Annotated in this window: 22 protein-coding genes, 2 tRNA genes, 1 pseudogene and 1 riboswitch; of the genes and pseudogenes, 15 read left to right on the forward strand and 10 right to left on the reverse strand. The window is 75.5% G+C overall.

From position 1 onward, the window contains the following. The first annotated feature begins 75 nt into the window (after nt 1–75). Nucleotides 76–1,320 carry an MFS transporter gene (locus OSB71_RS22975; protein WP_265950720.1) on the forward strand — a complete coding sequence of 415 codons (1,245 nt, stop codon included), beginning with the start codon at nt 76–78 and terminating at the stop codon, nt 1,318–1,320. Between the two features lie 594 nt (nt 1,321–1,914). Continuing rightward, nucleotides 1,915–2,094, forward strand: a pseudogene (locus OSB71_RS22980) (GntR family transcriptional regulator); the annotation flags it as partial. A 428-nt stretch (nt 2,095–2,522) separates the two neighbouring features. Here the strand turns inward: OSB71_RS22980 and OSB71_RS22985 are convergent. Beyond that, nucleotides 2,523–2,596 (reverse strand) — tRNA-Ile (locus OSB71_RS22985). 181 nt (nt 2,597–2,777) lie between these two features. After that, nucleotides 2,778–2,850: transfer RNA gene (locus tag OSB71_RS22990), tRNA-Asn, on the reverse strand. A gap of 157 nt (nt 2,851–3,007) precedes the next feature. Between OSB71_RS22990 and OSB71_RS22995 the strand changes: the two genes are divergently transcribed. After that, nucleotides 3,008–3,307 (forward strand): YtxH domain-containing protein, encoded by a 300-nt coding sequence (locus tag OSB71_RS22995; protein ID WP_265950721.1) that lies wholly within the window; start codon nt 3,008–3,010, stop codon nt 3,305–3,307. A gap of 130 nt (nt 3,308–3,437) precedes the next feature. On the opposite strand, the gene OSB71_RS23000 is transcribed toward OSB71_RS22995, so the two are convergent. Continuing rightward, nucleotides 3,438–4,697, reverse strand: a complete 1,260-nt coding sequence (locus OSB71_RS23000; protein ID WP_265950722.1) for an NAD(P)/FAD-dependent oxidoreductase — start codon at nt 4,695–4,697, stop codon at nt 3,438–3,440. Between the two features lie 157 nt (nt 4,698–4,854). Beyond that, nucleotides 4,855–6,144 carry a deoxyguanosinetriphosphate triphosphohydrolase gene (locus OSB71_RS23005; protein WP_265950723.1) on the reverse strand — a complete coding sequence of 430 codons (1,290 nt, stop codon included), beginning with the start codon at nt 6,142–6,144 and terminating at the stop codon, nt 4,855–4,857. 646 nt (nt 6,145–6,790) lie between these two features. On the opposite strand from OSB71_RS23005, the gene uppS reads away from it, so the two are divergent. Further along, on the forward strand, nt 6,791–8,416 hold the full coding sequence (gene uppS, locus OSB71_RS23010) for a polyprenyl diphosphate synthase (RefSeq protein WP_265950724.1): 1,626 nt from the start codon (nt 6,791–6,793) through the stop codon (nt 8,414–8,416). Nucleotides 8,417–8,463: 47 nt separating this feature from the next. Here uppS and OSB71_RS23015 read toward each other — a convergent pair whose 3' ends face one another. Then, nucleotides 8,464–9,105, reverse strand: coding sequence for a hypothetical protein (locus OSB71_RS23015; protein WP_265950725.1), 642 nt, complete (start codon nt 9,103–9,105; stop codon nt 8,464–8,466). Nucleotides 9,106–9,515: 410 nt separating this feature from the next. Here OSB71_RS23015 and OSB71_RS23020 point away from each other — a divergent pair, with 410 nt between their 5' ends. Beyond that, nucleotides 9,516–10,703, forward strand: a complete 1,188-nt coding sequence (locus OSB71_RS23020; protein ID WP_265950726.1) for a S8 family peptidase — start codon at nt 9,516–9,518, stop codon at nt 10,701–10,703. Nucleotides 10,704–10,716: 13 nt separating this feature from the next. Here OSB71_RS23020 and OSB71_RS23025 read toward each other — a convergent pair whose 3' ends face one another. The 3 genes from OSB71_RS23025 to OSB71_RS23035 all read right to left on the reverse strand — a co-directional run bounded on the left by OSB71_RS23025 (nt 10,717) and on the right by OSB71_RS23035 (nt 14,006). After that, nucleotides 10,717–11,151, reverse strand: coding sequence for a gamma-glutamylcyclotransferase family protein (locus tag OSB71_RS23025; protein ID WP_265950727.1), 435 nt, complete (start codon nt 11,149–11,151; stop codon nt 10,717–10,719). After that, nucleotides 11,148–11,507 (reverse strand): divalent-cation tolerance protein CutA, encoded by a 360-nt coding sequence (gene cutA, locus OSB71_RS23030; protein ID WP_265950728.1) that lies wholly within the window; start codon nt 11,505–11,507, stop codon nt 11,148–11,150. The genes OSB71_RS23025 and cutA overlap by 4 nt, the downstream gene beginning before the upstream one ends. Nucleotides 11,508–11,630: 123 nt before the next feature. Next, entirely contained in the window at nt 11,631–14,006 is a 2,376-nt protein-coding gene (locus tag OSB71_RS23035; RefSeq protein ID WP_323055338.1) for a SpoIIE family protein phosphatase, read from the reverse strand. A 161-nt stretch (nt 14,007–14,167) separates the two neighbouring features. Here OSB71_RS23035 and OSB71_RS23040 point away from each other — a divergent pair, with 161 nt between their 5' ends. Next, complete coding sequence (locus OSB71_RS23040; RefSeq protein WP_265950729.1) at nt 14,168–14,581, forward strand: VOC family protein; 414 nt, start codon at nt 14,168–14,170, stop codon at nt 14,579–14,581. On the opposite strand, the gene OSB71_RS23045 is transcribed toward OSB71_RS23040, so the two are convergent. Both OSB71_RS23045 and OSB71_RS23050 read right to left on the reverse strand, forming a co-directional pair. Continuing rightward, the gene (locus OSB71_RS23045) at nt 14,553–15,248 is read right to left on the reverse strand and encodes a helix-turn-helix transcriptional regulator (RefSeq protein ID WP_265950730.1); all 696 of its coding nucleotides are present in this window, start codon (nt 15,246–15,248) and stop codon (nt 14,553–14,555) included. The two genes, OSB71_RS23040 and OSB71_RS23045, sit on opposite strands and share 29 nt — an antisense overlap. A gap of 5 nt (nt 15,249–15,253) precedes the next feature. After that, nucleotides 15,254–16,300 carry an AraC family transcriptional regulator gene (locus OSB71_RS23050; RefSeq protein WP_265950731.1) on the reverse strand — a complete coding sequence of 349 codons (1,047 nt, stop codon included), beginning with the start codon at nt 16,298–16,300 and terminating at the stop codon, nt 15,254–15,256. An 81-nt stretch (nt 16,301–16,381) separates the two neighbouring features. Between OSB71_RS23050 and OSB71_RS23055 the strand changes: the two genes are divergently transcribed. The 9 genes from OSB71_RS23055 (at nt 16,382) to OSB71_RS23095 (ending at nt 26,657) form a co-directional block, all read left to right on the forward strand. Next, entirely contained in the window at nt 16,382–17,266 is an 885-nt protein-coding gene (locus OSB71_RS23055; RefSeq protein ID WP_265950732.1) for an NAD(P)H-binding protein, read from the forward strand. A 213-nt stretch (nt 17,267–17,479) separates the two neighbouring features. Further along, entirely contained in the window at nt 17,480–19,246 is a 1,767-nt protein-coding gene (locus tag OSB71_RS23060) for an ATP-binding protein (RefSeq protein ID WP_323055339.1), read from the forward strand. After that, on the forward strand, nt 19,243–19,689 hold the full coding sequence (locus OSB71_RS23065) for a roadblock/LC7 domain-containing protein (protein WP_265950733.1): 447 nt from the start codon (nt 19,243–19,245) through the stop codon (nt 19,687–19,689). The genes OSB71_RS23060 and OSB71_RS23065 overlap by 4 nt, the downstream gene beginning before the upstream one ends. Continuing rightward, nucleotides 19,686–20,054, forward strand: a complete 369-nt coding sequence (locus tag OSB71_RS23070) for a DUF742 domain-containing protein (protein ID WP_265950734.1) — start codon at nt 19,686–19,688, stop codon at nt 20,052–20,054. Before OSB71_RS23065 ends, OSB71_RS23070 begins: the two co-directional genes overlap by 4 nt. Next, nucleotides 20,032–20,637, forward strand: a complete 606-nt coding sequence (locus tag OSB71_RS23075) for a GTP-binding protein (protein WP_265950735.1) — start codon at nt 20,032–20,034, stop codon at nt 20,635–20,637. Before OSB71_RS23070 ends, OSB71_RS23075 begins: the two co-directional genes overlap by 23 nt. Beyond that, nucleotides 20,634–22,025 carry a cytochrome P450 gene (locus OSB71_RS23080; protein WP_265950736.1) on the forward strand — a complete coding sequence of 464 codons (1,392 nt, stop codon included), beginning with the start codon at nt 20,634–20,636 and terminating at the stop codon, nt 22,023–22,025. Before OSB71_RS23075 ends, OSB71_RS23080 begins: the two co-directional genes overlap by 4 nt. Further along, nucleotides 22,022–23,299, forward strand: coding sequence for a cytochrome P450 family protein (locus tag OSB71_RS23085; RefSeq protein WP_265950737.1), 1,278 nt, complete (start codon nt 22,022–22,024; stop codon nt 23,297–23,299). Before OSB71_RS23080 ends, OSB71_RS23085 begins: the two co-directional genes overlap by 4 nt. Before the next feature lie 430 nt (nt 23,300–23,729). Continuing rightward, nucleotides 23,730–23,908: riboswitch (cyclic di-AMP (ydaO/yuaA leader) on the forward strand. Between the two features lie 2 nt (nt 23,909–23,910). After that, the gene (locus OSB71_RS23090) at nt 23,911–25,332 is read left to right on the forward strand and encodes a peptidoglycan DD-metalloendopeptidase family protein (protein ID WP_265950738.1); all 1,422 of its coding nucleotides are present in this window, start codon (nt 23,911–23,913) and stop codon (nt 25,330–25,332) included. Nucleotides 25,333–25,499: 167 nt separating this feature from the next. After that, nucleotides 25,500–26,657: an alkaline phosphatase PhoX gene (locus OSB71_RS23095; RefSeq protein ID WP_265950741.1), complete on the forward strand. Its 1,158-nt coding sequence runs from the start codon at nt 25,500–25,502 to the stop codon at nt 26,655–26,657. Nucleotides 26,658–26,815 lie beyond the last annotated feature (158 nt).

Below are 26,815 nucleotides of genomic sequence, written 5' to 3' on the forward strand. Positions count from 1 at the left end.
CTTAGGGTGGCCCTCCGGGGGCTAGCCTGAGTACGGCCTCGTCCCTGATCGTGCAGCGGCTCCATGATGGTCACCATGGAGAACAATGCGACGCGGCGCTCCGGTCAGGCGCTGCTGGTGTGGGGGCTGCTCGTGGTGGCGGCCAACCTGCGGGCGAGTCTGACCGGCGTCGGGCCGTTGCTCGATCGCGTACAGGCCGACCTGGGTTTGTCCCCGGCCGTGGCCGGCCTGCTGAACACCCTGCCGTTGCTGGCGTTCGCGGCGCTGTCCCCGATGGTGCCTCGCCTGGCTGCACGGTGGGGAGCCGAGCGGCTGCTCGGTGTCGCACTCGTGGTGCTGTCGCTGGGGATCGCGGTTCGGTGGGTGCCGTCGGCGGTCGGCCTGTTCTCGGGCACCGTGCTGATCGGTTCGGGCATCGCCGTGGGAAACGTACTGCTACCGAGCCTCATCAAGCGTGACTTTCCCACCAGGGTGGGGTTGTTGACCAGCGCTTACGCCACGGTGATGGGCGGCGTCGCGGCGGTGGCGTCCGGGGTGGCGGTGCCGATCAGCGATGTCGCTCCCGGCGGCTGGAACACCGCTTTGGGTGGTTGGGTGGTGATCGCCCTGGTGGCCGTGCTGTTGTGGCTTCCTCAGATGCGGACTCCCCATTCCGCCCCTTCCCCGCGACCGGCTGTTCGCGAACACCGGCTGCCCTGGGGGTCCGGGTTGGCGTGGGCGGTCACGGCCTTCATGGGCTTGCAGTCGCTGGGCTTCTACGTCGTTGTGACGTGGTTGCCCCAGATCGTCCAGGACAGCGGCATCAGTGCGGCCACGGCGGGATGGCTGCTGTTCCTGTTCCAAGCGGTCGCGGTGCTGACCAGCCTGGCGGTGCCCGGCGCACTGCGGTGGGCGCGTGACCAGCGTGCGGTGGCGACGATGTGCTCGACGGTCCTGTTCCTCGGCTACCTGGGGCTCTTCGTGGCGCCGGAATGGGCGCTGCTGTGGAGTGTCGTCCTCGGGTTGGGCGGCGGAGCCTGCCTCGTGCTCGCGCTGGCGTTCCTCAGCCTGCGCGCCCAGGACGCGGCCGGAGCGGGCGCCTTGTCGGCGATGGCGCAGTCGATCGGATATCTGCTGGCCGCCGTTGGCCCGGTGATCTTCGGGTTGCTCCACACCGTGAGTTCGGGCTGGCGGGTCCCGCTTCTGCTGATGTGCGTCGCTGCGGTCGGCCAGGCGATCGTCGCCCTTGTGGCCGGCCGGGGCACGGTGTGCCCGGCGGAGGACCGGGCGCCCGGCCGCGCCTCCCCGGCGCCGGAAGACGCGGCCTCGCCCGGGCGCTGACCGCCCGGGTGCCGAGGGAGGGGGTGGGGGTGGGGCGAGCACCGGGGAGGGCACCGTCGGACAAGTGCCACCGATGCCTGGCAGCAGTCCGTCGACACCGACGTCGGCCCCGGGTGCGTCCATGGGGCGGACCAGGCGGTCGAGCGCCGCGACAGCCTCTCCTTCGCACCGCGGGCCGACCAGCGGGCCGCCCGGCCTGGCATTGCCGGCCGTACGGCCCGTCAGCTCGCCCAGGGCCCACTCGTTCACAGCTTCGGCGAGGTCGTGGCCGTCCGTGAGGATCGGAGGAAAACCGGCCCATTGTTTACCAGTTGCGGCGAGTGTGGCTTCCTGGCCGGTCATTGCCGCTCCCTCGCTGCTGTTTCGCCCCGGACGTGTCAGCCGGCGAGTGACTCGGCCCCGTCCATTCCACGACCCTGCGAGCGGGCCATTCCTCCGCTGAAGGGAGCGTCATCGCCGACCGGGGAGGTCGGCGGCCGGAAGTCGCGCCTGGGGGAGCCTGGCGTCAAGGGGAAGTTCTTGCGCTGGCCGACAGTGCAGCGCCGAGGGGGAAGAATGCTGCCGATCGCCATAGACAGGAATGCGCGGCTGTCCATGACTCTGCAGATCCAGTTGGCCATCCGCGAACGCATACAGGATGGCACGCTGCACGCAGGGGTGCGATTACCGTCGAGCCGCAGACTCGCGGAGGACCTTGGTGTCTCCCGGGGGGTCGTAGTCCAGGCGTACGAGCAGCTGACCGCCGAAGGCCATCTCCAAGCCGCTCAGGGGTCGGGCACCAGAGTGGCGACGCACCTGCCGCGTCTGAGCGGAGGCGCGACTGAACCCGCCGGCAACCCGGACGTCCGATACGACCTCCGTGTCGACGCGGCGAGCTCGGCGCTGTTCCCCTCGCGCGAATGGCTGCGGGCCTACGAGCACGTGGGCCAGTCGATCAGTGGAGCAGGCTCACGGCGGCATCCCCTCGGTGCTCCGGAGCTCCGGGAGGAACTCGCGGCCTACCTTGGTCGTTCGCGGGGAGTGCTGGCGAGCGCGGCCGAGGTCGCCGTCAGCGTACGCCGGGTCGAGCGGGTCCGTGCCGGCACGGGGGGTTCGTTACGCTGCGTGAAAAATGAGAGGGGAACGGTGGGGATGCCGTGCCCTCGGGGGCCGTCGGTCGTTGGGCCGGGCACGCCTCCCTCACCGGAGCCGGGGAGGGGGAGTGGGGCGGGTGGGACTCGAACCCACGGCCGACGGATTATGAGTCCGCTGCTCTAACCGGCTGAGCTACCGCCCCGTTCGGCGCGTCGCGCACATCGCGCGCGCCTGTCTGCCGCAGCATAGCTCCTTATACGATCTCCCGCCCGGACGGGGCCGCGGCCCTCGGGAGCTGAGACAACGATCACCGCCGGACGGTTCCGCCCGCGGTCGGGGACAGCGAAAAGGGCCCCGTGGAGGGGCCCCTTCGAGTGGATGTGCTCCCCCGACTGGACTCGAACCAGTAACCTGCCGGTTAACAGCCGGCTGCTCTGCCAATTGAGCTACAGGGGACTGCCCTGCGCGGGTCACCCGCCGGTCCCCCGGGGGCGCTCCCTCGCTGCGGGCAATACATTAGCGCATGCCGGGGCGTGGATCGAAATCGGTAACCGCGCGGGATCGGGGCACCCTGGACAGTGGACGTAGGAAGACGACGGAAGGGCTGTCGAGCATGCGGTACCGATTGACGTTCCTCACCGGCCTCGCGGTCGGCTACGTGGCCGGTGCGAGGGCCGGGCGTGAGCGGTACGAGCGGCTGCGCCAGAGCGCGCAGCGGTTCACCGAGAACCCGGCGGTCCGCAACACCGTCGAGGCCGCGGCGGTCAGCGGACGGGACGCGGCGGGCAAGGCCTGCGGCGCGGTGGCGGACCGGGTCGGGGACCGCCTGCCGCCCACGGTCACCGAGAAGATGCGCTCGGTCTCCGGGCGGGGCGCGCGTACCGAGGACGACTGGGGCACGTCCGGCACCTGACGGGACGGCGCGGGGCGCCGGGCGGGACGCGGCACGCGCGCTCCGCCCGGCGCCCCGCGTGCTGTCCGCCCGGCGCCCGTGCACCCGGCACCCGTGTGCGCGGGCGCGGGCGCGGGTGCTCGGCGCCGGGTCACGGCTCCGGGAGCGCGGTGAGGTCCGTGCCGGGGTCGGCGAGGTGGTCGGGGCTGACGGGGCGGCCGGAGCGGATCAGCTCCTGGATCGGCGCGACCACGTCCCAGACGTTGACGTTCAGCCCGGCCAGCACGCGGTTGTCGCGCAGCCAGAAGGCGATGAACTCGCGCTTGCCCACGTCGCCGCGGCACACCACCTGGTCGTAGGTGCCGGGGGGCGCCCAGCCGCTGTACTCCAGGCCGACGTCGAACTGGTCGGAGAAGAAGTAGGGCACGCGCTCGTAGGCGACGGCCTGGCCCAGCATGGCGCGGGCGGCGGCGGGGCCGCTGTGCAGGGCGTTCGCCCAGTGCTCCACGCGCACCCGGTGGCCGAGGCCGGGGTGCGGGAGCGCGGCGGCGTCCCCGGCCGCGTGGATCGCGGGGTCGCTGGTGCGCAGGGCGGCGTCGACCGCGATGCCGCCGCTGACCGGGTCCGTCTCCAGGCCGGCGCTCTCGGCCAGCGCGGTGCGCGGCGCGGCGCCGATCGCGGCGAGCACGCCGTGGGCCGGGTACTCCTCGCCGTCGTCGGTGCGCACCGCCAGCACCTGGCCGTCGGCGCCGACGATCTCGGTGAGCGAGGCGCCGAAGGCCATGCGCACGCCGTGCTCACGGTGCAGGTCGGCGAAGAGCGCGCCCAGCTCGGGACCGAGGACGCGGTGCAGCGGCGTCGGATCGCGCTCGATGACGGTGACCTCGGCGCCGTAGCCGCGGGCGGCCGCGGCCACCTCCAGGCCGATCCAGCCCGCGCCGGCGATCACCAGGTGCCCGTTCTCGCGGCCGAGGCGGCCCAGCATGCCGCGGAGCTGGTCGGCGTGGGCGAGGCGGCGCAGGTGGTGGACGCCGGCGAGGTCGGTGCCGGGGACGTCCAGGCGGCGCGGTTCGGCGCCGGTGGCCAGCAGCAGCGCGTCGTAGCGCAGCACCGTGCCGTCCCCCAGGCGCACCGAGCGGGTGCCGCGGTCGAGGTGCACGGCCGGCTGGCCCAGGTGCAGCTCGATCTCGGCGCGCGCGTACCAGGCGGCGTCGTGCACGAACACCTTCCCGCGCTCCTCGGTGCCCGCCAGGTAGCCCTTGGAGAGCGGTGGCCGCTCGTAGGGGTGGTCGCGTTCGTCGCCGATCAGTATCACGCGGCCGGTGAAGCCCTCCGACCGCAGTGTCTCGGCGGCCTTCGCCCCGGCCAGTCCGCCGCCGATGATGACGAACGTCTTGTGTGCGTCGACCACGTGGGTGCCTCCTCGCTGCCGTTCCGGTCGCCGTCCGGAAGGTTCACCTGGGAGCCTCCCGCATCACCGCGATCACGGGAAGAGCGCACGCGCGTTGTGCGGACCTGCGGGTCCGCCGGAAGGGCACCTTCACCCGCGTGGGCGTACCCGGCGCGACTCAGGGCAGCGGCTGGACCAGCGCCGCGGAACGGGTGAGGCGGGCGTGCAGCGAGCGGGCGGAGAGGTCGGTGAGGCAGGCGATCTGGTCGACGACGGCGCGCACCCGGCCCGCGTCGTCCTCCGCCTGGGCGTACAGGGCGCGGAACTGCGGGTCCAGCCCGTCGGGGGCGCGCAGGATCAGCAGCTCGGCCAGTTCGGCCAGCACGATGCGCTGCTCGGCGCGCAGCCGTTCCTGGTCGGGGTGCTGCATGACGTAGCGGTCGGCGACGGCCTTCAGCACGGCGCACTCCAGCCGGGCGTCGCGCGGTACGACGAGGTCGGCGGCGTAGCGGGTGAGCGGGCCCGGCCCGCGGGCGGCGCGGGTGGCGTGCTCGGCGGCGAGGCAGAAGCGGCCGATCAGCTCGCTGGTGGCGTCCTTCAGGCGGGCCTGCGCGGTGGCGGTGCCGTCGTAGCCGTGCGGCCACCACTCCTGGTCCAGCAGCCGGTCCAGCGCCTCGGCGAGTTCGGCCTCCTCGCTGCCGGGCGGGGCGTAGCGCTCCAGGGCGACGGCGAAGACCTCCCCGCGCTCGGGCTCGGCGAGCAGCACGTTGGGGTCGAGGTGGCCGGCGTGCAGGCCGTCCTCGACGTCGTGCACGGAGTAGGCCACGTCGTCGGCCCAGTCCATGACCTGGGCCTCGAAGCACCGGCGGTGCTCCGGGGCGCCCGAGCGGTACCAGGCGAACACGGGGGCGTCGTCGGTGTAGACGCCGAACTTGGGCGAGTCGGGGTCGGTGGGGTGCTCGCCCTGCGGCCACGGGTACTTGGTGGCGGCGTCGAGGGCGGCGCGGGTGAGGTTGAGACCGACCGGGCGGCCGTCGGTGGTGAACCGTTTCGGCTCCAGCCGGGCCAGCAGGCGCAGCGACTGGGCGTTGCCCTCGAAGCCGCCGCACGGCTCGGCGATCTCGGCGAGGAGCTGCTCGCCGTTGTGGCCGAAGGGCGGGTGGCCGAGGTCGTGGGCGAGGCAGGCGACCTCGGTGAGATCCGGGTCGCAGCCCAGCGCGGCGCCCAGCTCGCGGCCGACCTGGGCGCACTCCAGGGAGTGGGTGAGCCGGGTGCGGGGTGTGGCGTCCCAGGCGTGCGGGCTGGAGCCGGGCGTGACGACCTGCGTCTTGCCCGACAGCCGGCGCAGCGCGGCCGAGTGCAGCACCCGTGCCCGGTCGCGCTGGAAGGCGGTGCGGCCGGGCCGCTTGTCGGGCTCGGGCTCCCAGCGCTCGGAGTCGGCGGGGTCGTAGTGCGGCGTCCCGTGCATACCCCCGACGGTAACCGGCCCCGGCCCCCGGGGCGCGGCCCGCACCCGCGCCCCGGAGCACCCCGGGCACGGCCCGTGCCCGCGCAGCCGAGGACGTGTGAACGTGTGGACGTGTGGACGTGGGCGTGGGGACGTGTGCGGACGCGGACGAGCGTCCCGGGCGACGCCCGGGGGGAAGCGTGCGGGCCGCGGACGCGCCTGCCGGACCACGCCGGCGCCGGTCTCGGCGACGTGACCGTGCGCTGGGACGGCGAGCTGGTGCCCCGCCACCCGTCCGCGCTCCGCCCGGCCTGCTCCGGGCGACTCCGCGCGGGCGGGGCCGTCCGTGATCGTGGCGCGCGTCCGGGCCGCCCGCCGTGCGCCGCCGTCCGCCAGGGGGTCAGCCCACTCCGACGGCTCCCCGGGGCAGGATGCCCACGACGCGCGGCCGGCGGCCGGTCCCCGCCTGGACGACGCGGTTCGGTCGGCACACCAACACGTTTGCCGGCAGACGACGTCGAGGCTGCCCGTAACCGTTCGTTCGGCGTGTCGTTAGTGAACGGGGGCTTCTCCCCCGCGGTCGGTGAGGAAGCGCTGTTGCCCGCAGCGCTGCCCGGGGACGCGGGGGTGCTGCCGAGGGTGTGGTCGAAGGGGAGGTCTGTGCACGATGAGTGATGAGGCTCTGACCGGTTCGTCCGAGCTGCGTGAGTCCTACGAACTGTGCGAGGCACAGACCAGGCGGTCCCATCCACCGATGTGGCGGGCGACCGAACTGCTGCCCACCGCTGTGCGCCCCCACCTGCACGCCATTCACGGCTTTCTGCTGTGGACCGACTCCATCGCGGACCGGAACGGTACCGTCGCAGAGCGTGAGATACGGCTCGCCTCCTGGTGGTCCGCCACCCGGGAGGGGCTGCGTTCGGGGCGGAGCGGGCATCCGATGCTGCGGGCGTTCGTGGACACGGTGTGGCGGTGGGATCTCGACCGTACGGTGATCGAGGAGATCGTGGGCACCCTGGCGGCCGACTGCGCCAGTCCGCCCGTCTTCGAGACGTTCCAGGACCAGCGACGGTATCTGAGGGGATCGGGAGGTGCGACCGCCGAGCTGTGGTTCCCGCTGCTGGGCACGAGGGACCCGGAAGCGCTGGCGCTGGCCTCCCTGCTGGGCGAGGCGGGGCAAGCGGTGGACATCTTCGAGGACATGCCGGAGGACCTCGCCGCCGACCGGTGTTACCTGCCGCGCGCGGATCTGCGGGCCCTGGGCCTGGAGGTGGGCGACCTCGGGCGGGGTGCACGTCCCGAGGCGCTGGCGGAACTCGTGCGCACCCAGCTCAGCCGCTGGAACGTCCTGATGGAGCGGGCGGCGCCGGTGACGGAGATGGTGGGCCCCGAGTACCAGCCGTTCCTGCACGCGCTGGTGCTGGGGCTCCACCTTCAGTTCGACGAGACGGCGCTGCGGCAGGCACAGGTCTTCACTCAGGGCCTTGAGCCGCTGGTGACCACCGAAGGGGCCCCTCACCCGAGGCGGCCGCACGTGGGCGTGGACACGGTGCCGGAGCACGTCGCGGTCATCATGGACGGTAACCGACGGTGGGCCTCGGGGCAGGGGCAGCCGGCCTTCCGAGGGCATCAGGCGGGCAAGTGGTCCGCGCTGCGCCTGGTCAACGCCGCGCTGCGGCTGGGAGTACGGCACCTGACGCTCTACGCGTTCTCCACTGAGAACTGGGCCCGTTCCCAGGACGAGCTGGACGCGCTGTTCGAGTCCATGGGGCACGCGATCACCCGGGCCACGGAGTGGCTGCACGACCTGGGGGTACGGGTGCGCTGGTGCGGGCGGCGGGACCGCATCGACCCGTCGCTGGCCTCCGCGCTGACCCTGGTGGAGAGCATGACGTCGAACAACGAGGGGCTGTCGCTGACTGTCTGCGTCGACTACGGCGGGCGCGAGGAACTCGTCGGCGCCGCCCGCGCGCTGGCCGCCGAAGCGCTCACCGGAGCGATCCGGCCCGAGGACATCGGCCCCGCCGACCTGGAGCGGCACCTGTACGTACCCGGCCTCCCGGACGTCGACCTCCTGATCCGCACCTCCGGTGAACAGCGGACCAGCAACTTCCTCCCCTGGCACCTGGTCTACGCCGAGATGGTCTTCGACCCGACTCCCTGGCCAGCCTTCGGCCTGGATCAGCTACGGGAAGCGGTCACGGTCTACGCCGGCCGCCAGCGCCGCTTCGGCGGCACTCTCCCCGGCCCCGCCCGGCCGGCAGAGCCGACCCGTTCGACGGAGTCGGCCTGACCTCCTGGGCCGGGCCCGGGCCGGCCGAGCCCGGGCCGGCCCCTGCCTCACGGCTTCGGCGGTGTGTACGTGCCGGTGACGGTCACGTACCCCAGCACCGTGTCGGCGCTGAACGTGGACGCGCCGTACGTCGCGGTGTACGCCTCGAGCATCTCGGGGGTGGCGTACAGCGGCACCTCACTGAGCCGGACCTGCAGGGGCTCGCCCACCGGGACCTTGTCGGTGAACAGCTTCCCCTTCTCCACGCCGCACCGCAGGACCGAGGGGTGCTCCACAGTGAAACCGTTGACCTCCCCCTTCCCGGACAGCAGCTCGTCCTTCAGAGCGCTCTCCAGACCAGTGAGCCGGACGTTGCCCAACGAGGTGCGCACCGATACTCCCCCGTCGAGAGCGCCGCCGCCCTTGGCCTTCGGCAGCTTCGCCAGCGAGGGGTCACCCTTGCCGGAACGCACGGGGAACCGCACCGCCGGGCCATCGGCGGACGTGACCAGCTCGGCCGGGGCCACGGCCTCGACCACCGCTCCCAGCCGATTTAGCTCGGCCTGGACCGTCTCGGACCACCGGACCTCGACCCAGCCGTCCGAGACCGTGCCGTACTTCTCGTCCGCCGCGGACGCCGTTTCGGCGAACTGCGCCAGCAGGGGCGCGGCCAGAGCGGCACCCAGGACACTTCGTCGTGTCGCACTCATCGATACGCACCATCCTTCCCCGGGCCGTAGGGCACGGCCCCCAAGGAAATCCTTCAGGCACCTTGCCGCGTAGTCCGTGGCGAGCCCGTAAACCACCCGAAAGGATGCTGGGATTCGACAGAACGTACGAAGAGGCGCTCACGCGGCGGGCTTCTCCTCACCGAGGACCAAGCGGGGTGGTGAGCCCAGGACGGTTCCGCCGCCGTGACCACACCGGCCGCAGAAAGGCCATCCCACCCGCGGCCCCACGGTCACGAAACCGCCCTGAGGCGTGGGCCCGGAAGCACGGGACCCCGGGAGCGTGGGGCCGCGTAGGCGTGCACTATCGCCGCTCGGCATTTGGGCAGGGGGCGTCGGGGCTGGCACGCTCGGGCCGACAGGCTCGCGTCCCCACCGCGGAGGAGACCTCCATGCCCCTCTTGGCACGCAGACGTTCGGCCGCCGTCGTGGCGGCGGCCCTGGCCGGGCTCGCGGCGGGCGTGGTGCCCGCCGCGGCGCTGGACGGCCCACCGGAGTCCGGTTACGTCGTGGTCATGGACGACGACGCCGTGCACACCGCGGCCGCGGTGGAGGGCACGGGCGCCGACGTCACCGACGTCTACCGCACCGTGCTGGAGGGCTACGCCGTGCGGGCGACGCCCGCGCAGGCCGCCGAGCTGCGGACCCGGCCCGGGGTGGAGCGCGTCGTGCCCGACACCCCCGTGCACGCGCTGGGCCTGCGCGCGGCGCCCGCGCCCCGGGCGGTGCAGCAGGACGCGCCCTGGCACCTGGACCGGCTCGACCAGCGGGCGCTGCCGCTGGACGGGCGCTACGCCTACCCCCAGAAGGCGGGCGCGGGCGTGACCGCCTACGTGCTGGACACCGGAGTGCGCGTCACGCACGCGGAGTTCGGCGGCCGGGCCGCGCACGGCTGGGACGTCGTGGACGGCGACGGCTCGGCCGACGACGGCAACGGGCACGGCACGCACCTGGCGAGCCTGGTCGCCGGGAAGCGGTACGGCGTCGCGAAGGCGGCCGAGGTCGTGGCGGTGCGGGTGCTCAACGACCACGGCAGCGGCTCGGTGTCCGGGGTCATCGCCGGGATCGACTGGGCGGCGGCCCACGCCGAGGGCCCCTCGGTGCTCAACCTGAGCCTGGGCGGCGCCGCGAACGGGGCGCTGGACGCGGCGGTGCGGGGCGCCGTCGAGCAGGGGCTCACCGTGGCCGTGGCGGCCGGGGGCTCGAACACGGACGCGTCGGCGTTCTCCCCGGCGCGGGTGGCCGAGGCGCTGACGGCCAGCGCCACGGACGAGCGGGACGTCCGCGCCGGATCGGCCAACTACGGCCCGGTGGTGGACCTGTTCGCCCCCGGCCGGAACATGACGGCGGCCTGGCACACCTCCGACGCGGCGACGGCGACCCTGTCCGGCACGTCGACGTCGGCGGCCCTGGTGGCGGGCGTGGCGGCGCTGGAGCTGGGCGAGCGGCCCCACCGGACGCCGGCGGAGGTGGCGCGCGCGCTGAAGCGGGCGGCCACGCCCGGCGTCGTCGTCGACCCGGGCCCGAACACCACGGACCGGCTGCTCAACGTCCAGGCGCTGGCGTGGCCCTGGTGGTGACGCGCGCCGGTGCCTACCCCGCACCGCGCGGCCAGTCGCCCCCCGGGACGACGGTGCCCGAGGCGCGCAGGCGGGCGGCCAGTGGCGGCGCGGCGGTGTAGAGCCAGGCCGTGCGCGTGGCCCCGTCGGCGAGGTGGACGGTGGCGGGTCCGCGCTCGTAGAGGTTGGCGGCGCCGCCCGGGGTGTACCGCTCCAGCTCGTCCAGGAGCCGCAACACGTCGGCGTAGGCGGCCGGTTCGGGCTCGATCAGCGCTCCGGTGACCGTGCCGCGGCCCGCGACGGCGTACGGGTAGCCGGGGCCTTCGTAGAGCACCAGGCCGTGGACCCGCGCGGACTCCTCGCGCACGGTGCGCCCGGCGAGCGTCCACGCGTGGTGGCGTTCGCCGGGCCGCAGCGTGCCGTAGACGAAGAACGGCAGGCGCGCGCCGGGCCCGGCCGCGGGGTTCACCGGCCCCCCGCCTCCCCCGGCGCGTCCGCCTCCCCCGCCCCTTCCGTCTCCTCCGCGACCCAGCGGGCGTAGTCCGCGTCGGCCTCGGCCACGGGCGTGGCGATGATCTCGGGCACGTCGTAGGCGTGGGCCTCGCGCAGATACGCCGCCAGGGCCGGGTACCGCTCGCGGGTGGTCGCGAGCAGGAGCTGCCACTCGGGGTCCTCGCGCACCCGCCCCTGCCAGCGGTAGACGGAGGTGATCGGCCCGGCGACCTGGGCGCAGGCCGCCACGCGACGCTCCACCGCGCCGGCGGCCAGGGCGCGGGCCGCCTCCGCGCTGTCGGTGGTGGTGAGGACGGTCAGGAGCTGTGTCATACGCCCACGGTAGCCAGCCGGGCGCCGTCCGCGGTACGCCGCCCGGGCCCCGCCGCACGCGCGGGCCGTCCTGCCCGCGTCGCCCCCGCCCGCGTCGCCCCCACCCGCGCGCCGCGTCCGGCCTCACCCCGGGAGCAGGGCCTGCTCCGCCCAGATGACCTTGCCGTCGGCGGTGTAGCGGGTGCCCCAGCGCTGGGTGGTCTGGGAGACCAGGAACAGGCCGCGGCCGCCCTCGTCGTCGCTGGAGGCGTGCCGCACGTGCGGGGAGGTGTGGCTGGTGTCGAAGACCTCGCAGATGAGCGTGCGGTCGCGGATGAGCCGCAGGTGGATGCGGCCGCCGGCGTGCCGCAGGGCGTTGGCGAGCAGCTCGCTGGCGACGAGCTCGGTGGTGAAGGTGTGGGCTTCCAGGTCCCAGGCGCGCAGTTGTTCGCGCACGCGGCGGCGCAGCTCGGAGACGCCCGCGCTGTGGTCGGCCAGCTCCCAGGCGGCGACGTGGTCGGGGCCGAGCGCACGGGTGCGGACCAGGAGCAGGGCGGCGTCGTCGGCGGCCGAGCGGGAGGGCAGGGTGGTGAGGATGGCGTCGCAGAGCTCCTCCAGCGGCCTCCCGGGCGCGGCCAGGGCGCCGGTGAGCCGCCGCAGCCCGTCGTCCACGTCGAGGTCGCGGGCCTCCACGAGTCCGTCGGTGAACAGGGCCAGCAGGCTGCCCTCGGGGAGGGTGATCCGGGCGCTCTCGAACGGCACGCCGCCGGTGCCCAGCGGCGGCCCGGACGGCAGGTCGGGGAGGCTGACGGCGCCGTCGGGCGCGACGATGACGGGGCGCAGGTGCCCGGCCCGGGCGAGTACGCAGCTCCGGGTGACGGGGTCGTACACGCCGTACAGGCAGGTGCCGCCCGGCGTCTCGGCGGGTGCCGGGGCCGCGTCCTCCTGGGCGGCCCGCTCGTCGAAGGTCTGGGCGACCAGGTCGTCCAGCCGGGTCAGCAGCTCCTCCGGGGACAGGTCGAGCTGGGCGAGCGCGCGCACGGTCGTGCGCAGCCGCCCCATGGTGGCCGCGGCGTGCAGGCCGTGCCCGACCACGTCGCCGACGACCAGGCCGACGCGGGCCCCGGAGAGCGGGATGACGTCGAACCAGTCGCCGCCGACGCCCACCCGGCTGTCGGCCGGCAGGTAGCGGTAGGCGGTCTCCACGGCCGAGCGCGGCGGGAGCCGCCCCGGCAGCAGGTCGCGCTGGAGGGCGAGGGCGGCGCGGTGCTCGCCGACGAAGCGGCGGGCGTTGTCGACGCACACCGCGGTGCGCCGGACCAGCTCGTCCGCGAGCACGACGTCCTCCCGGGCGAACGGGTCGGCGTCCGGACCGCGGGCGAGGGTGACGACGCCGAGGGTGGCGTCGCGGGTGCGCAGCGGGACGGTCAGCGTGCGAGGGTCGGCCGGGCCCGGGGGCGCCGCGGTGGCGGGGGGCTCCGGGCCGCGCGCCACGACCCGGGTGAGGGCGTCGCCCCGGCGCGGCGGGCGCCGGGGTTCGCGCCCGTCGAGCACCTCGGTCAGCAGGTCGACGGCGAGGAAGTCGGCGACCTGGGGCACGGCGACCTCGGCGAGCCCGGCGGCGATCGCGTGCAGGTCCAGCGTGGTGCCCAGGCGTTCGCCCGCCTTCACCAGCAGGTGCAGGCGCTGCTCGGCGCGGTAGCGCTCGGTGATGTCGAAGGACTCCTCACACACACCAAGCGGTCGCTCGCGGGCGTCCAGGAGGCGGTAGTAGGAGTAGGACCAGACGCGGTCGTGGGTGGGGTCCTCGGGGGGACGGCCGCGGTAGTGCAGGTCGATGACCGGGGTCCCGGTGTCGAGCACCCGCCGGACCAGGGTGCGCAGGTCCGCGGAGTGCTCCGGGGAGATGACCTCGCCGCCGGGGACCAGCTCGTCGGGGTACCGGCCGGCGTAGAGCTCCGGGGGGCCGACCATCTCGCGCGAGCAGGTGGCGTTCGCCCACACCACCCGGGGTGCGGTGTCGTAGATCGTCAGGCCGATGGGCGACTGGGTGAGGAGGGCCCGCAGCACCGCCTGCCGGGTCTCCCACTGCCGCAGCGCGTCCGCCCGGGCCAGCACCAGCACGCTGGCCGGGCCGCCGGGGGCCGCCCCGGGCAGCGGGCAGTGGACGGCCACGGCCCGCACCACGTGCCCGTCGCGGTGGCGGACGCCGATCTCCCGGCCGGGGCCGGGGCCGTCCGGCCCGGTCGGCGGCAGCTCGTCCCCGTCGGCGAGCAGGCGGGTGGCGGGGCCGCCGAGCAGGTCACCGGGCGGGTGGCCGAACAGCTCCCGTGCGGCGGGGCTCCAGCCGAGCACGGTGCCGCGCCCGTCCAGCACGACCGTCGCGGCCCGCGCGAGGTCCAGTGGGCCGCCGAGGCCCACGCCCGCCGTCGCGTCGGCGTGCGGCGCGGTGGCGAAGCCGTCCGCCGCGTCGAGGCTCCCGGCGAGATCGACGCCGTCCACGTCCCAGGCACCACCCACTGCGCACCACCCCGTCCGCCTCAAGCCTCCGCCGGTGCCGCGGCCCCCGCAAGCCGCCGCCCGGCGCGCGCGGGCCGAACGTGTGAGGCGGGCCGCAGGGCGCGGGGCGCGGCGTCCGATTCGTTCAAGACCGGCGGCGGGCGGGCGCCTAGCGTGCGGGCATGGCACCTCGATTCGATCTCATCGGCATGGTGGCGGCCGACATGGCCGCCACGCTCGCGTTCTACCGCCGCCTGGGGCTTCACTTCCCGGCCGGGGCGGACACCGCACCGCACGTGGAGGCCACCGGTCCCGGCGGGACGCGGCTGGCCTGGGACACCGTGGAGGTGATCCGCTCGATGCACCCGGGGTGGGAGATGCCGGCGGACGGGGGCCGGGTCTCGCTGGCGTTCCGGTGCGCGGACCCGGCGGAGGTCGACCGGGTGTACGCGGAGCTCACCGGGGCGGGGCATCCGGCGGTGAAGGAGCCGTGGGACGCGCCCTGGGGGCAGCGCTACGCCATCGTCGCCGACCCGGACGGCACACCGGTCGACCTGTTCGCCCCGCTCAGCGCGCCGGACGCAGCAGCGGGGTGAGCGGGCCGCCGGTCAGCGCGCGCACCTCGCGGGACAGGTGCGCCTGGTCGGCGTACCCGGCCTCGGCGGCGACGGCGGACGGCGGGAGCCCGGAGCGGGCCAGGGCCAGCGAGCGCTGGAGGCGCAGCACGCGGGCGAGGGTCTTGGGGCCGTAGCCGAAGGCGTCCAGCGAGCGCCGGTGGAGCTGGCGGGTGCTGAGCCCGGCGCTCCGGGCGACGTCGGCCACCGGGCGCCCGGCGGCCAGGGCGGCGGCGACCGCGCGGTGCAGCGGGTCAGGGCCCCGGGCGGCGCGCGCGGCCACCGACTCCAGCGCGGCGCCCCGGTCGGCGGCACCGGCGACGTACTCCGTCAGCCGCCGCACCCGGGCGGCGGGCCACAGCGCGTCGAGCGGCACCCGCTGGTCGCGCAGCGCATGGGCGGGCACGCCCAGCACGGCCGGGGCGGTGCCGGGGGCGAAGCGCAGGCCGGTCCACGTGTCCCCGGGCCGCTCGACGCCCGTCTGGGCGCGGGTGTCGGGCCCGGCCACCAGGAGGCCGTCGTGCCAGATGAGGTCCATGCACCCGTCGGGCAGCACCAGCCCGGTACCGGGCGTCTCCGCCGCCGCCTTGGACCACACCACGGCGCCCCCGCCCAGGACGGAGGGGCGCTCCGCGTACGTACCGGCCACCGGCGTCACCGGGCCGCGGCCGGAGCGGGAGCCGGGGCCGCGGCCGGTCCCAGGCCCGGGGGCCGGGCGGCGGGGTGCGGGGGCCGGGCGGCGGGGTGCGGGGCGCGGGCCGCGGCGCGGTGGGCGCTGGGGCTGACCCCGCGCACCCGCTTGAACGCGGCGCTGAGCGCGAAGGCGTTGGCGTACCCCACGCGCCGCGCGACGGCGGCGACGGTGGTCCCGGGCTCGCGCAGCAGGTCGGCGGCGAGGTCGATGCGCCAGCCGGTGAGGTAGGTCATGGGCGGCTCCCCGACGAGCCGCCCGAAGCGGCGGGCGAGCGCGGCGCGGGAGACGCCCACGGCGGCGGCGAGGGCGCCGACCGTCCACGGCCGCGCCGGGTCGGCGTGCAGCAGGCGCAGCGCGGGGCCGACGACCGGGTCGGCCTGGGCCCGGTACCAGGCGGGCGGGGCGGCGTCCGGCCGGTCGAACCAGGCGCGCAGGGTGGAGATGAGCAGCAAATCCAGCAGGCGGTCCAGGACGGCCTGCTGGCCGGGGGCGTCGCGCACGATCTCCTCGGCGAGCAGCGGCAGCAGCGCGCCGGGCCGCCGCTGGCCCCGCTCGCCGCCGCGCAGGACGAGCACCGGGGGCAGGGCCGCCAGGAGGCGCCCGCTGACCTCGCCGCCGAGCTGGTAGGTGCCGCCCGCCACCAGCGTCTCCCCGGCCGGGTCGCGGCCCCAGGTGCGCACGCCCAGCGCCAGCGCGTCGCACACCGGGACGCCGTCGGCGGTGGTGCAGGTGTCGTCCGGCTGGATGAACAGCGTCGGCGGGCGGTCGGGTGCGTCGGCCAGGACGTAGGGCGCGGGCCCGCGGACGACGGCGATGTCCCCGGGTGCCAGCCGCACCGGTTCGGCCCCGCCGGCCGGCGCCAGCCAGGCGGTGCCGCGCAGGAGGGTGTACAGGGCGAGCGGCGCCCGGTCCTGCACGCGCAGGGACCAGGGCGCGGAGACCACCGTCTGGTGGAAGAGGCCGCCCCTGGCCCGCGTTCCGTCCAGGAGCTCCGCGAGGACGTCCACGCCGCCAGGGTAGACGCCCGCGTATGCGCGCGCTCCGGACGCCCATGGTCGCGCCGGCCGCCCGCCGGTTGACTCGGGGTCATGGACGACGAACGGACACAGCAAAGCCCGCGCGGACTGACCCTCGTGGCGGGCGGCACGGGCAAGACGGGCAGCCGGGTGGCGCGGCGGCTGGCCGAGGCCGGGGTACCGGTGCGGATCGGCTCGCGCTCGGGCAGCCCGCGCTTCGACTGGGAGGACCCGGCCACCTGGCGCCCCGCCCTGGCCGGGGTGGACGCCGCCTACCTGGCCTACGCGCCCGACATCGGCGCGCCGCGGGCGGCCGAGGCGCTGGACGGCGTGGTGCGGGCGGCCGAGGAGGCCGGGGTGCGGCGGGTGGTGCTGCTCTCCGCCCGGGGCCGCGACGAGCGCCGCCCCACCCAGCGCGCGACGCGGGCGGCCGAGGAGGCCGTCCGCCGGGGCGGCGTGGGCTGGACGATCCTGCGCGCGAGCTGGTTCATGCAGAACTTCGGCGAGGGCGGGCTGCTCCTGCCGCCGCTGCGCGCCGGCGAGCTGGCGCTGCCCGCGGGCGACGGCGGCGAGGCGTTCGTGGACGCGGAGGACGTCGCCGACGCGGCGGTGGCCGCCCTGGGCGACGACCGCCACCTGGGCCGCGTCTACGACCTGAGCGGCCCCGAGGTGCTGAGCTTCGGCGAGGCGACGGCGCGCGTCGCGGCGGCGGCCGGCCGCGAGCTGCGCTACGTCCCGGTGCCCGCCGGGTCCTACACCGCCGCGCTCTCGGCGCACGGGGTGCCGGAGGCGCTGGCGCGGACCGTCACCGAGCTGCTCGAACGCGTCGCCGCGCACGAGGTGGCCTATCTCTCCGAGGGCGTGCGCGAGGTGCTCGGCCGCGCGCCGCGCACCTTCGACGCCTACGTGGCGGACGTCGCCGCGGAGGGCAGGTGGCGCGCGGAACCGGCGCGCTGAGGAGCGTTCACCCGCCGTCGCCGCACGGGCGCGGGGGCGCCGCCCCGGGTCGCACCGGGGCGGCGCCCCCGCGCCCGCACGCGTGCTCGCGGGACCCCGCTCTGCCGGAACTCCGACACGCTTGTGGCAAGTTACTCGTAGGATCGGACCGAATTCGATCATTGCCGGGTGCCGACACGCGTCCGACGGAGGGGCAGTGGGTTTGTGGTCTCCATGCTGAAGCGGCCAGGAGAACAACGGGGGAGCCGCCGCAGGCGGCGGCAGCGCCGGGACGCGTGGTGGGCCGTCACGGCGGCCGTGGTGCTGGGCTGTGCCGCGGCGGCGGCGTTCGTGCCCGCGCCGGTGTGGGTCAGGGGCGCGGCGGCGGCGCTGGCGGTGACGGCGGTGTGCGGGGTGGCGGCCGCGCTGCGGCTGCGCGCGACGCTCGCGGGGACGCGGGCGGCGCTGCGCCGGGCCGAGGAGACGGCCGGGGCGCGCGGCGCGGAGCTGGCGCACCTGGCCCGGGTGCGGATGCCGGCCATCGCCGAGCGCGTGCGCAACGGCGAGCGGCTGGACGGCGTGCCGGGCCCGGTGGCCCCGCCCGCCGTCACCGGCGAGGAGTTCGCCCGCGCGCTGGCCGCCGTGGTCACCGGGCTCGGCTCGGACGAGGCGGTCCGTCGCGAGCGCACGCTCCGCGACTCGGTGCAGGCGGCCTTCGAGTCCGTGGCCCGCACGATGCACGCGATGGCCACCGTCCAGCAGCAGGTGCTCGACCACGTCGAGCAGCTCGTCAGCGACCCGCGGCTGATGTCGGAGGTGATGAAGGCCGACCACGCCGCGGCGCAGATGACCCGCAAGGCCCAGACCCTGCTGGTGATGTGCGGCATCTGGCCCGCCCGCCGGGAGACCCGGCCCGTGACGCTGTACGACTGCGTGCGCGGCGCCCAGTCACGGATCGTGGAGTTCGCGCGCGTGGAGGTGCACGGCGGGCAGAGCCTGTACGTGGTGCCGCCCGCCGTGGAGGGCCTGATGCACGCCGTGGCCGAACTGCTGGAGAACGCCACGGTGTTCTCGCCCTCGCGCACGCAGGTCGTGGTGACGGTACGCGAGGTGGGCGCGGGCGCGGTGCTGGAGATCGACGACGCGGGCCTGGGCATGCCGCCGGACGTGCTCCAGCAGGCGGTGGGCCAGCTCCGCGACGACCTCGACCTCGCCCGGCTCGGGGCCGTCCCCCGGCTGGGGCTGGCCTGTGTGGGGCGCTGGGCGCGGGAGCTGGGCTTCAACGTCGACCTCACCGGCGCGTCCGCCTACGGCGGCACCCGCGCGGTGGTGTTCGTCCCGCACCGCCTGCTGACCGAGCCGCTCCCGGAGACCGCCGGGCGCCCGGCCGCCGCCCACGCCTACCCCGCGCCGCCGCCCGAGGCGGCCCCGGCCACGCCGCCCGCCGCGCGGCCGCCCCTCGCGCGGCCGCCCGCCGAGCCCGCGCCGGTGCGGCCCGCCGCGCCCGCGCAGGCCGCGGAGCCGTCCGCCGCGGGCGCGCTTCCGCCGCCCCTCCCCCGGCGCCGCAACCGCCGCCGCGCCGTCGACCCGCTGCTGGGCTACGGCGACGCGCCGGCGCCGCCGGGGGGCGCGCCCGTCCCCGCACGGCCGTCCGCCCCCGAGCGCGTGCTCCCCCCGGGGCAGCCGTCCGCGCCGGGCCGGGCGACGCCGCCGCCCGCCACCGGCCACCCGTGGCACGACGCACCGGCTCCGCCAGGCCCGGCCGCCCGGCCGCTGCCGGACGCCGCGCCGCCCCGGCCCGCCTGGTCCCCGGAGGCCGCCCGGGCCTCGGTGGCCAGCGTCGTCACCGGCTCCCGGCGCGGACGGGCCGAGGCCACCGGGGACGGCGGTTTCGACACTTCCCCCACGGCGGACGCCCCGGCGCCGGAGCCGCTCCCCTCGCGGCCCGCGTCCCCGGCACCGCCCCAGCGACCCGACGACCACGAAGGAGGCCGGGCGTGACCGGCACGATAGCCAGACTCCCCGACCTGGGCTGGATGCTGCGCCCGCTGACGGAGATCCCCGGAGTACGGCACGCCGTCGTCGTCTCCGAGGACGGGCTGCACCTGGGCCACGCGTCCGCCGAGCACCTCAGCGGCACCGGCGAGCAACTGAACCGGGACGAGGCCGAGTCGCTGGCCGCCGCCTGCGCGGCGATGACGATGACCGGCCGGTCGACCGCGGCCCTGCTGTTCGGCGGCGGGGCGGGCGTGCGGCAGCTCATGCTGGAGTCCGAGCACGGGTTCGTGCTGTTCACCGCGGCGGGCGTCGGCGCGCACCTGGGCGTGGCCACCGACCTGGAGGCCGACGTGGGCCTCGTCGCGCAGCAGATGCAGTTGCTCGTCGCCAAGATCGGCGCGCACCTGAGCAGTCCGGCCAGGGACGCGGTGAGCCCGTCGCCATGACGGGCGACTGGGAGGAGCGGACGACGCCGGCCGTCCGCCCCTACGTCATCACCGGCGGCCGGTCGGGCGGCCCCGCCGCGACGCTCCCCTGGGAGACGCTGGTGCGCGCGGCGGACGCCGCCGCGACCGCCGGATCGGCGGGCCTCCAGCCCGAGCACCGGCGCATCCTGGAGCTGTGCCAGGGCCTGCTGTCGGTCGCCGAGATCGCCGCGCACCTGGGCCAGCCGCCGTCCGTGGTGCAGGTGCTGCTCGCCGACCTCATCGAACGGGGCCTCCTCGTGGCCCGTCCGCCCGTCCCGGCCGCCGAACGCGCCGATGTGACCATGCTCAGAAAGGTCCTCCATGGCCTCGAAAGCCGCCTGTGACCCGTCGCCGCCCCCACCGCAGTACGTGCGTCCCACCGTCTCGGGGGCGGCCAAGCTCCTGGTCGTCGGGCCGCTCGGGGTGGGCAAGACGACACTGATCAAGACGGTCTCGGAGATCAGGCCGCTGTCCACCGAGGCGGTGATGAGCCAGGCCGGCGCCCGGGTGGACCACGGCGGCGAGCGCACGAAGACCACCACGACGGTGGCCCTGGACTTCGGCCGCATGACGCTGGACGGCGAGCTGGTGCTGTACCTGTTCGGCACGCCGGGCCAGCAGCGCTTCCTGCCGGCCTGGCGGGAGCTGGCGCGCGGCGCGCTGGGCGCCCTCGCCCTGGTCGACACCCGCGACCTGGCCGCCTCCTTCGACGCCATCGGGCAACTGGAGGACATGGACCTGCCGTTCGCCGTCGCCGTCAACGCCTTCCCGGACAGCCCCGGCTACGGCGAGGCCCGTCTGCGCGAGGCGCTCGACCTGTTGCCGCGGACGCCCCTCGTGGTGTGCGATGCCCGGGAGTACCGCTCCTCCGTCACGGCCCTCATCGCCCTCGTCACCCACCTCATCGACACCGCGGAGCCGTCATGACGCGTTCCCACGCCGACGCCGCACCGGGACCGGGCGCGCCCCGCTGCCCGGCGACCCCGCTGTACGGACCCCAGCTCGACGGCGACGCCCTGCCCGGCCTGTACGAAGACCTGCGCCTGCGGCACGGCCCGGTGGCCCCGGTGTCCGTCGCGCCGGGGATCGACGCCTGGCTGGTGCTCGGCCACCACGAACTGCTGCGGCTGACGCGCGAGGAGCAGGACTTCTCCCACGACCCACGGCGCTGGACGCTGCTGCGCGAGGGCCGCGTCCCGCCGGACTCCCCGATCCTGCCCATGGTCGGCTGGCGCCCGGCCCTGCTGTTCGCCGACGGCCAGCAGCACCGCCGGATGCGCGCGGCCGTCTCCGACGCGCTGGCCCGCATCAACGGGCACGAGCTGCGCCGCACCGTGCGGGCGGCGGCCGAGCGGCTGATCGCCTCCTTCGCGGCCGGCGGCACGGCCGACCTCGTACCGCACTACGCCCGCAAGCTGCCGATGGAGGTCATCATGCGGCTGCTGGGCCTGGACGAGCGCGCCGGGCAGCAGCTCGTGCAGGCCATCGCCGGGACGGTCGTCGCCAACGCCGACTCGGCCAACGCCAGCCGCCGCATGGCCGAGATCCTCGGGCGGCTGATCGAGGACAAGCGCCGCGCGCCGGGCAACGACGTGACCTCCGCGCTGCTGCACCACCCCGCGCGGCTGAGCGACGAGGAGGTGCTGCACAACCTCGTCGTCATGTTCGTGGCCGGCAACCAGACGACCGTGAACTGGATCGCCACCACGCTGCGCATCCTGCTCACCGACCCGGCCTTCCGCTCCTCGCTGGCCGGCGGCCACCTGACCGTGGACGACGCCCTCGACCTGGTGCTGTGGCGCTTCCCGCCCACCCAGAACTTCCCCGCCCGCTACGCCACCCGCGACCTGCGCTTCGGCGGCCAGGACATCCGCGCGGGCGACATGCTCATCCTGGGCCTGGCGGCGGCGAACCAGGACCCGCGGGTCCTGCCGGCCACCGGGCGCCCGGTGGTGGGCAACCGCTCCCACCTCGCCTTCGGCGCCGGGCCGCACGCGTGCCCCGCGCAGGACCCGGCCCGCCTCATCGCCCGCACCGCCGTGGACACCATCAGCCACCGGCTGCCGGACATGGAGCTGGCCGTGCGGGAGGAGGAGCTGGCGTGGGTGAAGTCGCCCTGGTCCAAGGGGCTGGCCGCCCTGCCCGTCCGCTTCGCCGACCCCCAGCTCCCCTCCGCCCCGGCCCCGCAGGCACCCGCCCCCCAGGCGCCCGCCCCGCACGCTTCGGCCCCGCACCCCCCGCCCGCACCGCGCCCCGCCCCACCGGGCGCCCTGCCCACCCAGCGGACACTCCCCCAGCAAGGAGAGCGAAGATGACCCAGGCCCAGCAGCCCGCCCCGCACCGCATGGACGCCCTGGGCGGCTGCCCGCACGCCGCCAACGCGCGCATGCTCGCCCGCGGCGCCGTCGCCTCCGTGGTGCTGCCCGGCGACGTCGAGGGCATGGTGGTGCTCGGCCACGAGGAGCTGAAGGAGTTCCTCTCCCATCCGGACGTGGCCAAGAACGCCACCCACTTCGCGGCGCTCCAGCGCGGCGAGATACCCGAGGGCTGGCCGCTGCGCACCTTCGCCACCGTGCGGTCGATGACGACCGCCGACGGCGCCGACCACCGCCGCCTGCGCTCCCTGGTCAGCCGGGCGTTCACCAGCCGCCGGGTGGAGGCGCTGCGCCCGCGCGTGCACGAGCTGGCCGCCGCCTTCCTGGACGACCTGGAGCGGGCCGCGCGGGAGAGCGCGGACGGCACCGCCGACCTGCGCCGCCACTTCGCGATGCCGCTGCCCATGGGGGTGATCTGCGAGCTGCTGGGCGTGGACGCCGAACGCGGCGGGCGGCTGCACGCGCTGTCCAACCGCGTGGTCTCCACCAGCCTGGAACCGGCCGAGGTGGTGGCCGCCAACCAGGAGATGATCCAGCTTCTGACCGAGGTGGCGCAGGTCCGCACGGCCGACCCCGGGGACGACCTGACCAGCGCGCTGATCGCGGCGCAGGAGGAGGACGGCGACCGGCTCAGCCCGCCCGAGCTCATCGGCACCCTGCTGCTCATGGTGATCGCCGGGCACGAGACGACGCTGAACCTCATCACCAACGCGGTCCGCGCCCTGTGCGCGCACCCCGAGCAGCTCGCGCTGGTGCGACAGGGGCGGGCGAGCTGGGCGGACGTGGTCGAGGAGACCCTGCGCTGGGACAGCCCCGTCAGCTACTTCCCCTTCCGCTACCCCACCCGCGACCTCACCGTCGACGGCACGGTCATCCCGCGCGGCACCCCGGTGCTGGCCGGGTACTCCGGTGCCGGGCGGGACCCGCGCACCCACGGCCCCGACGCCGACCGCTTCGACGTCACCCGCTCCGGCGCCCGGCACCTGGGCTTCGGGCACGGCGCCCACTTCTGCATCGGCGCGCCGCTGGCCCGGATGGAGGCCGGGATCGCGCTGGAGGCCCTGTTCACGCGCTTCCCCGGGCTGCGCGTCGCGGTGGACGAGGCGGACCTGCCCCGGCGCGGCAGCTTCGTCGGCAACAGCGTGCCCGTCCTCCCGGTGCGGCTCACGGCCGCCCCCGGGCGAGCCGGGGCCGACGTCGCCCGGGGGCGGTGAGGGCTCCGTCGCCGGGCCGGAGCAACACGGAGGAATTCACCTCGGATACCTCCGAAACGGACAACTACCCCTAAGCCCAACACACCTCTACATTGGGCGGCTGAATTCCCGTCAGGGAACACCCTCGTGACAGGGCTCACAGCAACCCCCTGCGGTGCAATTGCACCGCAGGGGTGTTTTGTCACCGCAGTGTCAATTTCCCTGCTCAAACGTGGTTTTCGGACATACCGCAAGATCCGGCTCCTTACGCTCGGAATCGACCCCGGTGCACACCGTGGCCGGAGCGCGGGCCCCGCCGGGCGGCTTCCGGCCCGGCCTCGTTCCCGCTCCTTGTTTCGTGCAAACGCTTGTGCCTACGGTTCCTCCGCCACCGCATCGGATGCGGAGGCCCCACCACCGGGACGCCGAATCCTGCCGCCCGGCTGGGGGACGAGACCAGCAGTCCAGTGCGGCAGGAGCGGGGGAACCAGGTAAGTGCCGTGCCGTGTATCCGTACCGGTACGGCTAGGGGTGAAGCCACGCCCCGGCACGCGCGGCGTGCCAGGACGTGGCCGGGCTTCTCCGGTCCGAATCCGACAGCTCACCTCGCAGGCGTAGGAGAGGACACACCTATGTCTCGTGGTCGCCACCGCCGCCCGCGCAAACTGATCACCCGTCACGTCGCCCGCGTGTCCATCGTCGCCGCGGCCGGCGGCGTCGCCGTCCCGCTCGCCGCGGGCACCGCCAACGCCGCCGACGTCTCGGTGTGGGACAAGGTCGCCGAGTGCGAGAGCAGCGGCGACTGGGCCATCAACACCGGCAACGGCTTCTTCGGCGGGCTGCAGTTCCAGCAGTCCTCCTGGGAGGCCGCGGGCGGCACCGCCTACGCCGCGCGCGCCGACCTGGCCACCAAGGACCAGCAGATAGCCGCCGCCGAGCGCCTGCTGGAGCTCCAGGGCCCCGGTGCCTGGCCCGTGTGCGGTCCCCGCGCCGGACTGAGCAAGGGCGGCCCCGCCCCGCAGATCGACGTGAACGGCGGCGCGGAGGAGAGCACGGCCGGCACCGAGCGGAAGGCCCCCGCCAAGCAGGCCGAGCCGAAGGCCGACAAGGCCGCGGAGAAGCCCGCCGAGAAGAAGGCGGAGCCCAAGCCGGAGCCCAAGGCCGGCAAGTCCGCCGACAAGCCCGCCGAGAAGACCTCCCGGGCCGCCCAGGAGGACTACACCGTCGTCAGCGGTGACACCCTCTACGGCATCGCCACCGTCAAGCACGTCGACGGCGGCTGGCAGGCCGTCTACGAGGCCAACCGCGGCGTCGTCGGCGGCGACCCGGACCTGATCTTCCCCGGCCAGCGTCTGAGCCTGGACGTGCGCCAGGCCGCCGAGCGCTCCGAGGCCGACCGGTCCGCGGAGCGGAAGGCGGAGCCGAAGGCCGACAAGCCCGCCGAGAAGAAGGCGGAGCCCAAGGCCGACAAGCCCGCCGAGAAGAAGGCGGAGCCCAAGGCCGACAAGCCCGCCGAGAAGCCCGCCGAGAAGAAGGCGGAGCCCAAGCCGGAGCCCAAGGCGGAGAAGCCCGCCGAGAAGCCCGCTCCGGCGAAGGAGCGCAACGCGCCCGAGCCCAAGAGCGAGCAGCCCGCTAAGGCGCCCGCGGCCTCCGGCTGGGTCAGCCCGGTCCAGGCGGCCACCAGCACCCCGTACCGCGCCACCGGGTCCTCCTGGTCCAGCGGCTACCACACCGGCGTCGACTTCGCCGCGCCGTCCGGCACCACCGTGCGTTCGGTCGGCTCCGGCACCGTCGTCTCCGCCGGCTGGGGCGGCTCGTACGGCAACCAGGTCGTCATCAAGCACGCCGACGGCCGCTACAGCCAGTACGCCCACCTGTCCTCGATCTCCGTCTCCGCGGGCCAGTCCGTGAGCGGCGGGACGCAGATCGGCCTCGTCGGCTCGACCGGCAACAGCACCGGGCCGCACCTGCACTTCGAGATCCGCACGGGTGCCGGCTACGGCTCGGACGTCGACCCGCTGGCCTACCTCCGCGCCAAGGGCGTCTCCCTCTGAGGCGACGAGCCCCAGTTTCCGGAACCGGTCGTGCCGTTCGTTGGCACGGCCGGTTCCTGGCGTTGGCCCGGCCGTGCCGCCCGTGTCACCCGGCGTCGTTAGCGTCCGCCGCGCTGCACCCGGCACCGCCCCGGCGCCGGGGCTTCGACGACTCCCGTGAGGTGACCGTGGAACGTCGCTCCTTCCTGCGCGGAACCGTGGTGGGCGGTTCAGCCGCCGCCTTCGGCTTCACCCTCATGCCCGGCGCCGCGTACGCGGCCCCGGCCCAGCCCGGACCCAGCCCGTACGGGGCGCTCGGCTCCGCCGACGCCAACGGCATCCGCCTGCCCTCCGGCTTCCGCAGCCGGGTCGTCGCCCGCTCCGGCCAGCGGGTCGCGGGCACGTCCTACACCTGGCACCCCGCGCCCGACGGGGGTGCCTGCTTCCCCTCGGGCAGCGGCTGGATCTACGTCTCCAACTCCGAGGTCAACCCCGGCGGGGGGGCGGGCGCGGTGCGCTTCAACTCCTCGGGCGCCGTCACCGGCGCGTACCGCATCCTCTCCGGGACGCGGCAGAACTGCGCGGGCGGCGCGACGCCGTGGAACACCTGGCTCTCCTGCGAGGAGGTCGACCGCGGCTACGTCTACGAGACGGACCCCTACGGCGTGGACGGCGCCTCGCGCCGCTCGGCCATGGGGCGCTTCAAGCACGAGGCCGCCGCCGCCGACCCGCAGCGCGAGGTGGTCTATCTGACCGAGGACGTCAGCGACGGCTGCTTCTACCGCTTCGTGCCCGACACCTGGGGCGACCTGTCCTCCGGGACCCTCCAGGTGCTCGTCGCCGGCTCCGGCACCTCCGGGTCGTTCCGCTGGCAGAACGTGCCCGACCCCGGCGCCGGTTCGACGGCCACCCGGCACCAGGTCTCCGGCGCCAAGCACTTCAACGGCGGCGAGGGCTGCCACTACGCGGCCGGTGTCGTGTGGTTCACCACGAAGGGCGACAACCGGGTCTGGCGGCTCAACCTGGCCGCGAGCACCTACGAACTCGCCTACGACGACTCGCTGGTCAGCGGCACGGCACCGCTGCGGGGCGTGGACAACATCACCGGCGCCTCCTCCGGGGACCTCTTCGTCGCCGAGGACGGCGGCAACATGGAGATCTGCGTGATCACCCCGGACGAGATCGTCGCCCCGTTCCTGCGGGTCGACGGCCAGTCGCGCTCGGAGATCTGCGGCCCCGCCTTCTCCCCCGACGGCACCCGCCTGTACTTCTCCAGCCAGCGCGGCACCTCCGGCAGCTCCTCGGGCGGCATCACCTACGAGGTGACGGGGCCCTTCCGCCGCTAGCGCCCACGGCTCCGGCCGGTCCGGGCCGGGCGCGGTGCCGGGCGCGGGCCGGCGCCCGGCACCGCGCCCGGCTCCCGACGGAAAAGGGGGCGGGGCGGCCCCCCCCCCCCCGGGCCCCCCCCCCCCCCTCCCCCCCCCCCGCCCCCCCCCCCCCCGGG

Origin of the sequence: Streptomyces marinisediminis, from assembly GCF_026262575.1 — a bacterium.
Taxonomy (GTDB): Bacteria; Actinomycetota; Actinomycetes; order Streptomycetales; family Streptomycetaceae; genus Streptomyces; species Streptomyces marinisediminis.